At 38.3% G+C, this 13,346-nt stretch carries 12 protein-coding genes; 4 read left to right on the plus strand and 8 right to left on the minus strand.

Going from position 1 to position 13,346, the window contains the following annotated elements; genetic code table 11:
- Positions 1–32: 32 nt before the first annotated feature.
- Genes C9J40_RS12550 through C9J40_RS12560 form a run of 3 tightly spaced genes read right to left on the minus strand, consistent with a single transcriptional unit; the run spans position 33 to position 2,712 of the window.
- Positions 33–764 (minus strand): glycosyltransferase family 2 protein, encoded by a 732-nt coding sequence (locus C9J40_RS12550; RefSeq protein WP_107247063.1) that lies wholly within the window; start codon positions 762–764, stop codon positions 33–35.
- Complete coding sequence (locus C9J40_RS12555; RefSeq protein WP_107247065.1) at positions 761–2,341, minus strand: capsular biosynthesis protein; 1,581 nt, start codon at positions 2,339–2,341, stop codon at positions 761–763. The genes C9J40_RS12550 and C9J40_RS12555 overlap by 4 nt, the downstream gene beginning before the upstream one ends.
- Positions 2,332–2,712: an HAD-IIIC family phosphatase gene (locus tag C9J40_RS12560; RefSeq protein ID WP_107207456.1), complete on the minus strand. Its 381-nt coding sequence runs from the start codon at positions 2,710–2,712 to the stop codon at positions 2,332–2,334. Before C9J40_RS12560 ends, C9J40_RS12555 begins: the two co-directional genes overlap by 10 nt.
- A 98-nt stretch (positions 2,713–2,810) precedes the next feature.
- Between C9J40_RS12560 and C9J40_RS12565 the strand changes: the two genes are divergently transcribed.
- From C9J40_RS12565 to C9J40_RS12575, 3 genes are all read left to right on the plus strand, one after another.
- The gene (locus tag C9J40_RS12565) at positions 2,811–3,848 is read left to right on the plus strand and encodes a WavE lipopolysaccharide synthesis family protein (protein WP_233220320.1); all 1,038 of its coding nucleotides are present in this window, start codon (positions 2,811–2,813) and stop codon (positions 3,846–3,848) included.
- 120 nt (positions 3,849–3,968) lie between these two features.
- Positions 3,969–5,078, plus strand: a complete 1,110-nt coding sequence (locus C9J40_RS12570; RefSeq protein ID WP_158259554.1) for a glycosyltransferase family 9 protein — start codon at positions 3,969–3,971, stop codon at positions 5,076–5,078.
- On the plus strand, positions 5,075–6,160 hold the full coding sequence (locus C9J40_RS12575; protein WP_107247069.1) for a glycosyltransferase: 1,086 nt from the start codon (positions 5,075–5,077) through the stop codon (positions 6,158–6,160). The genes C9J40_RS12570 and C9J40_RS12575 overlap by 4 nt, the downstream gene beginning before the upstream one ends.
- Before the next feature lie 10 nt (positions 6,161–6,170).
- On the opposite strand, the gene C9J40_RS12580 is transcribed toward C9J40_RS12575, so the two are convergent.
- Genes C9J40_RS12580 through rfaD form a run of 3 tightly spaced genes read right to left on the minus strand, consistent with a single transcriptional unit; the run spans position 6,171 to position 9,247 of the window.
- Positions 6,171–7,355, minus strand: a complete 1,185-nt coding sequence (locus C9J40_RS12580; protein WP_158259555.1) for an O-antigen ligase — start codon at positions 7,353–7,355, stop codon at positions 6,171–6,173.
- Positions 7,348–8,295 carry a lauroyl-Kdo(2)-lipid IV(A) myristoyltransferase gene (lpxM, locus tag C9J40_RS12585; protein ID WP_107247072.1) on the minus strand — a complete coding sequence of 316 codons (948 nt, stop codon included), beginning with the start codon at positions 8,293–8,295 and terminating at the stop codon, positions 7,348–7,350. Before lpxM ends, C9J40_RS12580 begins: the two co-directional genes overlap by 8 nt.
- A 7-nt stretch (positions 8,296–8,302) precedes the next feature.
- Positions 8,303–9,247, minus strand: coding sequence for an ADP-glyceromanno-heptose 6-epimerase (gene rfaD, locus C9J40_RS12590; protein ID WP_045083840.1), 945 nt, complete (start codon positions 9,245–9,247; stop codon positions 8,303–8,305).
- Positions 9,248–9,362: 115 nt separating this feature from the next.
- On the opposite strand from rfaD, the gene C9J40_RS12595 reads away from it, so the two are divergent.
- The gene (locus tag C9J40_RS12595) at positions 9,363–10,007 is read left to right on the plus strand and encodes a TetR/AcrR family transcriptional regulator (RefSeq protein WP_107207462.1); all 645 of its coding nucleotides are present in this window, start codon (positions 9,363–9,365) and stop codon (positions 10,005–10,007) included.
- A gap of 85 nt (positions 10,008–10,092) precedes the next feature.
- On the opposite strand, the gene envC is transcribed toward C9J40_RS12595, so the two are convergent.
- Together envC and gpmM are read right to left on the minus strand one after the other, a co-directional pair.
- Positions 10,093–11,388 (minus strand): murein hydrolase activator EnvC, encoded by a 1,296-nt coding sequence (gene envC, locus C9J40_RS12600; protein WP_107247074.1) that lies wholly within the window; start codon positions 11,386–11,388, stop codon positions 10,093–10,095.
- 8 nt (positions 11,389–11,396) lie between these two features.
- Entirely contained in the window at positions 11,397–12,938 is a 1,542-nt protein-coding gene (gpmM, locus tag C9J40_RS12605) for a 2,3-bisphosphoglycerate-independent phosphoglycerate mutase (RefSeq protein ID WP_107247075.1), read from the minus strand.
- Positions 12,939–13,346: the final 408 nt, after the last annotated feature.

Below are 13,346 nucleotides of genomic sequence, written 5' to 3' on the forward strand. Positions count from 1 at the left end.
ATTTAAATGTTTATCAAAATAAACGAGTAGGTTTATATTCTACAAGCTTTAAAGTCATCATACTCACTAGGGATGCCACAAAAGATAACATCTTCGCGCTCGATTAGGTGGTAGTGAATTGATTGATTGTTCTTGATGAGAAAATTGTACATCGGGGCAATATAAAGCTCTCCCTTTTCCCATTCCTCTTGTGGCAAAGCAAGATAGTGCTGATAGGCCGTTTCAAAATCTTGCTGGTGGGCAAAATGATAAAGACCAGTACAGCATAAATTAGAGATTGCTCGTTTCTCTGCTGTTTCGACAACTTCAGTTGAGTGTGTTGAACGAGGCTTGGCAAAAGACCAGTTATCGCCGCTACCTTTAAATACTTCGAGATAGCCTTGACCTAATAAAGATAAATCGGGGTAAATGAAATCAGGTCTGAAGGTATCGATATTAAATATAGTGATTGGCTGGCTTTTATCTTGCTCAATTTGTTGTAAGCCAAGGTAGACGGTCTCCGCTTGCCCTCGGGTTTCTTGTGTCAAAGTCACGATGGAGAAAGATTGTATCCCTAGAGCTTTCGCACGTTGTTCCACAAAAATGGGTGTTTGGTAAACATCACGCACAATAAATAAAAAAGTCTCTGTTGAAAAATAGGCTTTGAAGCTGGTTACAGCATGGTCAAAAAGAGACATACCATGCGCATCTAGCATGTATTTAGGCTGCGTGTATCCAGCCTTAAAAAAGCGAGAGCTTAAGCCTGCCATCGGAATGATTATCATTGGGCATACCTTTTCAATATTTGGTAAAGTCTAAATGCGTTAGCAAAAAGTGCATCTTGGCGCTGCTGATCATCACTATGTAGCGGCAACATTGATAAAAATAATTGGATTTGCATCGCATACAAATTCATAGGGGTAAGATTAAATTTCTTTCCTACAATCTCAATGAATAGTTGTTGTAAATCTTGCTGTCTCTGAGTGCTTGGGATGTGCAGAGTAATATCTTTATTCGTTATATCAACGTGATAGTAGCCAGCGATGATCCAATCATAGAGTCCTAGTACCGAGTGGCTTAACTTTGCAATATCGTAACGAGTATCCCCATAAATGGTGAGCTCATTATTCGGTGTCAATCCTCGTGGATCGATGGTTTTTATTCGATTGGTTCTAAAATCATATAAAATATTGCTAAAACAAAAGTCGCCATGCATGACTGATGGTTGCGATTTATCTGTTGGTAGCCATTGTGATGAGGTGCTGAGAATATCATTTAATGTGATTTCTTCTCCATCAAACAACCAAGTATCTTCGAGTGATATGTGTCGGCTGGCACAGAACTCAATTAGTCTACTTGCTGTTTTCTCGCCAAAGAGATCATCTAGCGAAGAACAAGTGACGTCATGCGGTGCGGGAAATTCTTGGCACTGAGATATAAAGTTAATACAACTGTTAAAGATGTTGTTCCAAACAATTGTCGGTAATTCAGAAAAAACATACAGCTCATTTAATGCCGTGTGGTGTAAATATTCTAAACGATATTTATAGCGTCCTTGGCTTTCTTGTGATCCCATAAACTGAGGGATAAAGTGGCGCATCTCGAAAGGTAATAGTTCAAACCACTTTGCTTCGGCTTTAATCTTTATATTTTTTGAGCTTGATTTTTCAATCCAGTCTGGAGTGATGAGCAATTCGTTAAAAGCTCTTTGCGTCGTGAACTTTGCTTTTGAGCGGTAATACGTATTAACGTGTCCGAAATCAAGCCAATGATAAGTACTGATTGTTTGTAAGCCAATTTGGTTGTGGTAACGATTGAGAGCCTCAAGAAAGTCCCAATGACTTTGGGTGATAAGTCGAATTAATTGTCGCGGCTGATTAAATTTAAAATAGCCACAAACCATTTGATTACTCGATGTAAAGGTATTTTTTGCTGATAACCATGGAGAGTTCGGGCTATTGTTAATTGTGGCCCAATTATAACCGTCTTCTACCTCAGTGATTGCAACGAGATTATTACCGAGTGGTAATTGAGTAATTAGCGTATCGCCAAATAATACATGTAGAGGACTGTCGAAATTATCTTCGATAAGACTTATGGCAGCAACGAGCGATGCACCGAGCGATAAACCGTCAGGCGTTGATAATATCGTGAAGTTATTTTCTTCTAGCCAAGTCGCATCCGTTGGAGATATTGAATATGATTCAGGAAGTGAAATATATTTCTTTATACCTTGGGGAATAACAGTGTTTTGATGTTGAAATAAACGACGGTTACCAAGCGGAAGAAAACTTGGGGGAAGAGCACCAAACTCAGATTGTAATTCCATATCAACATAGGCCGCTGACATGATTAAGAACATACTTTCTCCTTTGCAATTAATGCATTGATTTCGTCGTGAGAGAGGGCTGCAAATTCAGACGGGCGAATTGCGCGATCATCAATATAAAAGCCGTCATGACCACACCAAGGCTTACCAACAATTATTTCATCGTAAGGAACATTGTATCTATCTAGCCATTCGATGATAAGTGGTAAAGTATGGATATTAATTTTACCGATATTCCCATTATGCGTACGCATATTGCGGGCAGTGAAAATAACGATTTCAAAGCCTTTTTCTTTGTAAGTGTATAAATTGTCGATAATTTCTTGTCGAGGTTTTACATTCCTATAATCAGAGGTATCAGCTTGCGTTAAGGTGCCATCTAAATCAACAACCAGTCTTTTCATTTTAGGTCAATCTTCATGTAGAATGTTTGCCCAATAGTTTATCTGATTAATATAATGAAGTCTTTTTTTGTCATAAATGATGACGAGGTATCCCTATTTTGGACTTGGGTTTAAAAATTAATAACAATTCTATACCGTTTGAAGAAATTACTGTCGTTGTTCAAGGACCGGTTCAGACATTTGCGGATAGACAACAAGAAGATGGCATAACCCAGCGTTGTTTAAGGTCAGTGCGACAGATGCTACCTGGCGCTCATATCATACTGTCGACATGGAAGGATCAAGATTTAGCGGGCTTAGATTATGATCAATTAGTCATAAGTGAAGATCCTGGCCCCAATACTCGATATTACAAGAAAAATGGAACTCCACAGTATTATAACAATAACCGTCAAATAGTATCGACGCTAGCTGGATTAAAGCAAGTACAAACCAAATATGCGGTAAAGCTGAGAAGTGATAATTACCTCGAATCGAATGATTTTATAAATATTCAACAGCAATATAAAAGTCGTTGCGATGCGTTTAAGTTTTTAAAAGAGCGGGTTGTTGTGCCAAATATTTTTACACGCAAATATGCGAAGGGGCATCGAGTCGCTTTTCATGTTAGTGATTTCTTTTATTTTGGTTTAACCGAAGATGTTTTGGCGCTGTGGCAGTTTGAATTAATTCCTGAATTTACCTTAACCAAGCCGGGGATGTTAAATGATGGCTATCCAGACTACCCTGTTGATTGTACACAATTACTCTTTCTTAATGCCTTAAAACAGTTTGATCCAACTATTCACTTAAATGGACTGCTAGATAATAACAAACATACCATTTATCAATCAGAGTTATGCATGGCGAATAATTTAGTTGTTGCTTCTGCAGAAGATATTGGTTTAGGACTATGTAAGAAATTTAAAGAAAAGGTGAGAGTTTCTAAGCCGAAAGGGAAGTGTGCTCATTATCAATATAGAGAGTGGCAGGAGCTCTATAAAAAATATTGTGATGCTAGATTTGATGTAAACTACCCTTTAAAAGAAAAGCTGGGTCTATTTTTTGAACGTTGTTTATACGTCTTTCCTGTGTATTTTGAAACGAAGATTAATTTATGTAGGCGTACTAAATTTTTTTTAAAAATAATAAGTTAAACTAAGTGTTCGGTTGAATTAACTGATGTGTTTGGTGTTGATAATATTGTCGCATTAATAGAATGAAGATATCGAATATCGTCATTGTATTTATGAAAAATGTTTAGTAAAGGTTATCAGATGAATTTGATTAAGCGACTAAAAGCAAAGTGGCGCACCGTTCGAAATACACAAAAAGCGATAAAACTTAAAGCGGCTTGTGCGCTTTATGATCATCGGGACTGTTCCGATGTTTTTTGCGCAGAAGATGTGAAGCATATAGTTATATTTCGTTGGGATGATAAGCTTGGTGATTGTATTATGGCTGGCATTCTTATCAATAACCTGCGTTTACATCGCCCAGACATAAAAATTACCGTTATATGTCGTAAAACAACTAAGTTATGGTTAAATAAAGTTTCTTTTATCGATGAATATATTTTATTAGGCAAGCATAATTTACGTAAAACATTACAGCCTTATAAAAATAAATATGACGTATTTGTTGATGTGTCAAATGGTTTTTCTTACAAAGAAATATTTATTGCGAAATACATAAATGCTAAACATTATTTAGGGTTCAGTGCGGATAGATTTAATATCATTGATGTTTCTATTGACAGTAATCAGATGCATTTTTATCAACGATATATTAATGCGACAAAAATTTTAACGAATAAAGATTGTTTGACTTCTGAAAAACCTCCTGTACCAAACTATAATAAAGAGCTTGAATTTCTTGACTCATTAATAATAGATAAAGATTATAAAAATATAGTTGGTATTAACTTTTTTGGTTCAGGTAAATATAGACGATTCAGTTTTGAAAAAGCAGCATCTTTGATGAAATATTGGTTGGAGAAGCATCCTGAAGACTTGTTGGTTTTATTACCAACGCCAGGTGAAGAGAAATTTTTAACGAAGCTGAACAGCCAATTTTCTTCGTCTAATTTGCTCTTACCGACAGATAAAGCGAGCCTTGAAATGTCTTTAGCTATTATCGATAAGGCTGATTTTACATTTACTCCTGATACCGCAGTAGTACACATGGCTTCGGCATTAGATAAACCTGTAATTGGTATATATCGTGAAAATAGAATGAACTATGAAGAGTGGAAACCATTAGGTAGACATTCTCAGACCATCTTTAATCGAGAGCCTATTTGCGATAATGATAGTGTATATGTATATGAGTTCGGATATGAGCAACTAGAAGAAGCCAGAGCAAATATATTGAAGGCAATACAATGAGAATTGGATTTTTTTTACGAGATCTGAAGGTTGAAGGGGTTCAGGTTGTCACTTTACGTCTTGCTGAAACTTTAACAGCAATGGGGCATCGTTGCGATTTAATAACATTAAATAGTGATCAAGAGTTACTATTACCTAAAAATGTTCAGTGTCATAATATGGCAATAGAAAAATATATTCCTTATAAAGATGCCAATAAATATACGAAATATTTATTATCATTCTTAAATAAAATTGAGAGTGATGAACCATTTAGGGCTGTGTTTTCTGTTCATGGTGAAACTAACGATATTATTTCATTCATTAATGATAAGCGTTTTGTTCATTGCATTCACAATTCTGATGAGCATTCTTACAATAATAAAGGTTGGGTTAAAAAGCTTAAATTTAAAAGAAAACTTAAACGAAAAATCAAAGATAAACATGTTTTATGTGTATCTCAAGGAATAAGAAAATTTGTTAAAGAACATGCTGCTAGCAGTTATTCTTCTCTCTCGACAATTTATAATTCATTTAATATAGAAAAGATTAATAGATTAGCAGGAAGTGAGTCTGTTTATCCACTGCCTAATGATTACATTGTTTTTGTTGGACGTCTTGAAAAACAAAAAAACTTATTATTACTTTTAGATGTCTTATTAAAAATGAAGAGTAATATTCCTCTGATTATTATTGGTCAGGGGAGACTCGAAGAAGCCATAATGAAAAGAGCAAGAGAGCTTGGAATTCAGGAACGTGTTGTCATTTATCCGTTTTGTCAAAACCCTTATCCAATAATAAAAAAAGCAAAAATACTTGTTTTAACCTCATTGCATGAGGGGCTCCCAACCGTTTTAATTGAAGCTCTAATTCTTGGTACTCCTGTTTTGAGCACAAATTGTCCAACAGGGCCATCTGAGATACTGGTTGATGATTTAAAAAAATATCTGGTAGATAGCTATGATGCAGAAATAATTGCCAAACGAGTTGATGATTTATTGTTAGATAATATTAATATTAATAAAGAAGTAATAAGAAATAAATTTGGTTCGGACTCTATCGGGAAAGAATATATATCATTTATTGAAGGAAAGGGGCTATAAAGCCCCTTTTTTATGACTCAAACTTCTCTCTGCTAAGAAATATTCCAATACATAAAAAATAGATTATAAATATTTGTTTATGGAAGAAAGGCACATCAGTTAGTCCCGACAATATCAATATAGATATAAAAGAATAGATACAGATGGCATTTAATGAAGATTTATTCCTAACAAAGAAAATGGGGATAAATATTAGGACTAATAAAAAAGCCAAGCCGAAAAGGCCACATTTTACAGCAATATCTATAAACTGGTTATGGAAGTGTGGTGGTTTATAATTAGCAGCAGCCTGAATAATAACTTTTTCTTTTGCTAACTGGTTTAATTGAGAATAGTAATTTTGACCATAACCAACAAACGGTGACTGTTCAATTAAGTTAATTCCTGCTATCCAAAAGTTTAATCTTAATCCTATAGAAGTATCAGTATTACCATCGTCTATTTGTGTGATCTCTTGTTGGGTTTGAATTATTCTATCTTTAATTATTGGATAGATCGCAGTAAAGATTAGAGTGATGCTTATTAAGCTAATAACAATGCTTTTCTTTAACGTTTTTCGTTGATATGCATAATAGAAATAAATGCTTATTAGTGTTGGTAATAATGCAACAAGAGCACCACGAGTTTCTGTTATAGCTAGACTCATGATAGAAATTATTAACGTTAAAGTAAGAGCGAATTTTTCTTTAACCGTCTTACTTGTGAGTAATAAGATGAATACAATAGCTGAAATAAAACAAATATAAGTAGCAAATGGGATTGCATTAATAGGCCAGAAACCTCTATTTACTGGATCTATATACGTAAAGTGAACAACAAAAAACAATGCATTAATACAACCAATAAAGCATGAGAATATTAAAACTTTTCTAGTGATTAATTGACAAGGTAAAAAGGTTAAAAATACACAGAGAATTGCAATAGCTCTTATATTTATTGGGTTATATAAATTTAGAATATCTGCGGTTATTGATATAAATAAAAGGCTGTACATTAACCAGACATATTTACTTTTTATGTTGATAACAATAGCCGATTTTTTATACTTAATAACTGATGCCAATGCTGAAATAAGCGTTAACACAACCAGAATTTTATCGCCATTATATAAATGGAATAAACCGGTAAAGCTCCAAAAAATCGGAAGTAAAATTAGAAAGTCGGCTAATTTATTAAAGAATTTATTACTATTCATACGGGTTCTCATCACTATTAGGTCGTGTCTTTAATAAACGCAGAATCCACATGTATTGTTCTGGACGCTCACTCACGTATTGCTCGATACATTCGTTCATCATGCGGGCATCTTGCTCTTCAGTGTCACTAGGGAAAGGCAGAGCAGGGTAGAAATCTAATTCATATTTACCTGATTCACTGTTGTACATCGCAAAAAGCGGTACGATCTTTGCGCGACTTAATTTAGACAGTCGGCCAAGACCTGACATTGTTGCTTTGGTGGTAGCAAAGAAATCGACAAATACGCTGTGCTCAGGGCCAAGATCTTCATCGGGTAAGTAGTAACCTAAGTACCCTTCGCGAATCGATTTAATAAACGGTTTAATACCACCACTGCGTTCATAAACACGGCCGCCGTATTGCACACGTTGACGATGCATCAACCAGTCTGAGACTGGGTTTTTCTGCTTTTTCGCCATTGCAGAAACAGGTAAACCGCGTGATGCAAGCAGTACCGCAGGAATATCAATCGCCCAAGTGTGAGGGACTAACAAAATCACGCTTTGCTGCTGATCGGTGAGAGTGGTGAGGTTCTCCATCCCGCGGATCACGGTATTATCTTCTAACCAAAATTTGCTACGTACACTTAACGATGCAAACCCCAGCAAGAATGTACCTGCGGTGGTGATACTTTGCAGTAGAATATCTTCACGTTCAGCATCGGTTTTGTCAGGAAAGCACATCTGTAAGTTTACGCGCGCACGACGGTTTGATTTGCTATTTAACTTGATAGCTTGTTTAGCAAAGGTACTCGCAATTGCGCGGCGTGCTTTATGGGGCAGCAAGCAAAATAGAGAAGCGAGGATAACGGCAAGCCATGTCCCCCAATATTTAGGTGCTAGAAAAGACCATTCAAATTGTGGGTTATAAGCTTGTTTATCGTAATGGTTATCAATCATATCGTTATTATTTGTTTAGGATTGTCATGTATTCTGCAACGCCTTCTGCAACAGATTTAAACGTTTCTGTATAGCCTGCAGCGCGCACTTTAGTCAGATCTGCTTGGGTGTAAGTTTGGTAACGACCTTTTAGGTGCTCAGGGAAGGGAACTGACTCAACTTCACCTTTGCCATGATATTTAACGACAGCATCAGCTACTGCTTGGAAAGATTCAGCATTGCCTGTACCACAGTTAAAAATACCGGATACACTATTTGCTAAGAACCATAGGTTCATTTTGCATACATCGCCAACATAAACAAAATCACGCTTAAAGGTTTCAGAGCCTTCAAATAGTTTTGGGTTGCCACCTGCGTTAATTTGAGTGTTTAGGTGAAAGGCGACAGAGGCCATACTACCTTTGTGTTGCTCACGCGGGCCGTACACATTGAAATAACGGAAGCCAGTAATTTGCGATAGTTTCTCACCATGTGCTTCAGCATCTTGCCAAATACGGCGAACATAGTTATCAAATTGTTGTTTCGAATAACCATAAACGTTCAGTGCACCTTCGTATGGCTTTTCTTCGATGAAGTCATGATCGCGACCACCATAGGTTGCTGCAGATGAAGCATAAAGGAACGGGATTTGGCGCTCTAAACAGTAATGTAATAGCTCTTTTGAGTACTCATAGTTATTGAGCATCATGTATTTACCGTCCCACTCAGTGGTTGCTGAGCAAGCACCTTCATGGAAAATGGCTTCAATATTTCCGAACTCATCTCCCGCCATAATCTGGGTGATGAAGTCTTCTTTGTCCATGTAATCGGCAATGTCTAAATCGACAAGGTTGGCAAATTTAGTCCCGTCTTTGAGGTTATCCACCACTAAAATATCGTTACAACCTTGCTCGTTAAGGGCTTTTACGATGTTGCTGCCGATCATGCCGGCGCCGCCAGTAACAATTATCATGGGAGAAAATCCTTCATTGATGAAATAACAACTTGTAGCTATGGCGCTACAGAGCAAAAAAAACGTTAACTTATGATACATTATATGTAGAAGAAGGGCGAAGGAAGTCAATCAAATGAAAACCCGAGACAGAATTATTCATGCCGCTTTAGCGTTATTTAATGAGCGTGGAGAGCCAAACGTAACGACGAACCATATCGCCGCCGATCTCGCGATCAGTCCGGGTAATCTTTATTATCATTTTAGAAATAAAGAACAGATCATCCACAGTATTTTTGATTTATATGCCACTGACTTACAAGTGAGCTTTCAACCGCGTAGTGAAGCGGAAACGACAGAAAGTCTGTTGAGTTACCTTGATGCTGTATTTTTGCTGATGTGGCGCTATCGTTTTTTCTACGCAAATTTGCCTGATATTTTACGTCGTGATCCTGAATTACAGCTTAAATATCTCGAAGCACAGGCGCAACTTCGCAGTAATATCGCGATATTGATGCAAAGCTTAAAAGAAGGTGGATTGGTTGATATCGATGATGAAGATTTGAAAACCTTGGCTGAGACGTTGTTGATGGTAGCATCAAGTTGGATTAGCTATCAAACGACCCAAGTCGCTGGTGCTAAAATAACCCCAACGGTTATCTATAAAGGTGTTATTCAGATACTTAATATTGTAAGGCCGCTGGCAACACCGTTAGGCTGCGAACGTGTAGAAGCATTGAAACAGTATTACGAGCAACAGGAACAGCAAGCAAAGCGTTAAAAATCCGTTGCGAAAGAAGCGATATTAAAAAAGGTTGGGATAATAACTATCACCAACCTTTTTATTTTAAGTATTAGAGTGGAGCTTAATCAAGCCAAGGTTTAGGATCTATTGGCTGGCCTTTACGGCGGATCTCAAAGTAGAGTCCGGGTTGGGTTTGGCCACCACTGTCACCGACTAAGGCTATTGGCTCTCCAGCTTGGACCGTATCACCGACTTTCTTCAGTAGTGTTTGGTTATAGCCATAGAAACTCATGTCACCTTTACCGTGATCAATACCAATCATCAAACCATAGCCACGTAGCCAGTCTGCAAAAATAATGCGACCAGAATAAATAGCTTTTACTTGGCTCCCCATTGGCGTGCTAAATACCATGCCTTTCCAGCGTAATTGCCCTTGCTGGTGCGAGCCGTAATTATGCAAAATAGTCCCTTTTACTGGCCAGTATAGTTTGCCTTTATGGCGAGCAAGGCCGTCCATCGGCACACGTGCCTGTTGGTTTGCATATTGTTTGTCAATCTCACGTGCTTCAGCTTCAGCTGCAGCACGCGCTTTGGCTTCTTTTGCCGCTTTTATGCGTGCTTGAGCTGCCGCTTTTTCACGAGCAATTCTTGCCGCTTCTTCACGGGCTCTTCGTTCCGCTTCCGCTTTCGCTTTGGCAATGGCAGCGAGCATTTGTCTTTCGTTGGCTTGTAGTTCAGCTAAATCTTCACTGCTGCTATCGATTTGACTTTTAATGCTAGATAGTGTTTTTTGACGTGATTGCTGCTGTTGATCGAGTGTTTGTTTTTGCTGTTTAAGAGTGTTGAGTGCTTGTTGCTGCTCTGTTTTTTGCTCGTTGAGCTGGTGCACTTTCATTTGAATTTCAGTTTGCGTGGCATCAAGGGCATCGATGGCATTAACACGGGCTTTACTGATGTACTCAGCATAGGTTGTCATTCGATCAAGGCGTGTTGAATCCTCACCGCTTAATAAACTGGCGATATCACTGTCTTGGCCTTGGCGAAATTGGGCATTTAATAGAGATGCAACAACGGCCTTTTGTTGTTTCTGTTTTTGTTCTAGTGCTGTTTGTTCCGTATTTAACTTATCAATAGCGCGTTTAATGGTTGCTAATTGATTGTTTGTCGCATGAATATCATTCGCAGCTTTGGCAATGTTCAGTTCGTGTTGTTTTAGATCTTGTTGCAAGCTGTTGTATTTCTTTTGCTTGCTTGCCAGTTGATTTTTTTGACGTGAGATTTCCTGTTTTACGCCATCGAGCTGGTTTTGACTGGACGCTGCACATGGAACGGCAAATGTCATGCATAAAAGAACGCCAGTGCATAATGCACTGGCGCGGATTTTTTTGTTTAGATGTTTTCTAATCATATCTCGCATGGAGATAATTATTTCAGATTGTATAGCACCTGACCAGACATCTCTGCAGGGATTTCCATATCTGTTAGTGAAAGCATCGTTGGCGCAAGATCTGACAGCTTACCACCTGACTTAAGTTCTAAGTCTTTGCTACCTACGTAGATAAGTGGCACTGGTAGATTAGTGTGTGCTGTGTGGATACCACCGGTTGATGGGTCAACCATCATCTCGGCATTACCGTGGTCGGCAGTGATCAGTAACTGACCGTCCATTTCTTTAATCGCTGCAACGACTTTACCTAGGCAAGTATCTAGTGCTTCACACGCTTTCACTGCAGCGTCGTAAACACCAGTATGGCCAACCATATCACCGTTAGGGTAGTTACAGATGATCATATCGAACTCACCACCTTTGATTGCAGCAACAAGCTTATCAGTTAGCTCTGGTGCACTCATTTCAGGTTGAAGATCGTAAGTGGCTACTTTTGGTGAAGCAACAAGTTGACGTGATTCACCATCAAACTCATCTTCTTTACCGCCATTGAAGAAGAAGGTTACGTGCGCGTATTTTTCTGTTTCAGAAATACGTAGCTGTTTTTTGCCTTTCTTCGATAGCCATTCGCCTAATGTATTGTCTAGGCTTGCTGGTTTGAATGCTGTTGTTAGTTCAATATCTGCTGCATATTGCGTTAGCATTACAAAGTCAGATAATTGTGGGAATTGTGCACGCGCAAAATCGGTAAAACCTGGCTCAAATGCACGTGTGATTTCACGCGCACGGTCAGCACGGTAGTTCATGAAAATAACGCTATCGCCATCTGCCACGATTGCAGCTTCTTGACCTTCAGCACGTACTTCTGTTGCTTGTACAAATTCGTCATTTTCATCACGCTCGTAAGCCGCAGCTAGACCGTCAACGGCATTAGCGACTGTGAACTCAGCTTTAGCGGCAGTGATAAGATCGTAAGCTTTTTCAACGCGATCCCAGTTATTATCGCGATCCATTGCGTAGTAACGACCAATCAGTGATGCGGTACGTCCTTTGCCTAGCTTGGCAAATAGTTCATTAAAACGAACCAGTGAATTCTTCGCGCTACGAGGTGGCGTATCACGGCCATCTAGGAATGCGTGAAGGTAGATTTTCTCTGCGCCACGTTTTGCTGCCATTTCAATTGCAGAAGCAATGTGATCTTCGTGGCTGTGTACGCCACCAGGAGATAGAAGACCTAAGATATGAACCGCTTTACCTGCGTTTACTGCTTTGTCGATAGCCGTTACAAGTGCTTCATTTTCGAAAAACTCACCATCGCTGATCGCTTTAGTAATACGAGTAAGATCTTGGTATACCACACGGCCTGCACCGATATTAGTATGACCTACTTCAGAGTTACCCATTTGACCGTCAGGTAGACCAACATCAATACCAGAAGCTGAAATTAGTGTGTTAGGGTTTTGAGCAAGCAGCCCATCCATTACTGGTGTTTGAGCGTTAGCAATGGCGTTATCCGCATTGTCTTCGCGGTAGCCCCAACCATCTAAAATAACAAGTGCAAGTGGTTTCTTCGCAGACATGTTCTGTCCCTCTTCGAATAAATGAAAATCTATATCAATTGCCTTAACTGCTTAATATAAAAGCATTTTTAAGGTAATTGTAATATCCATTAATGTGATTTTACTACAGAAAGTATTGAAAGCAGTAGGAGAAGTTCAAACTTACTGTCGAGCGTATTGTGACCTATTCGACAAAATATATGCATTTATTGTCTTGAGTGTAAGCCCTAGATCACAGTTTTTCTCTATTTCATTAATAGGTAAGTGCGAGATTCGCTTTTATACTGGGTGGTGCGCATCACTTATTAATAGCAACAAGTGAGTTAAAGCGCGGAATGAATACCCGTTGCTGTACATGATAGGTAACAACGGTATACTCAAAACCTTTAAAAATCCCGTTAATCTTGGCTGCCATTTAGCCATGAAACA

Origin of the sequence: Photobacterium sp. GB-72 (assembly GCF_003026095.1) — a bacterium.
Lineage (GTDB): Bacteria > Pseudomonadota > Gammaproteobacteria > Enterobacterales > Vibrionaceae > Photobacterium.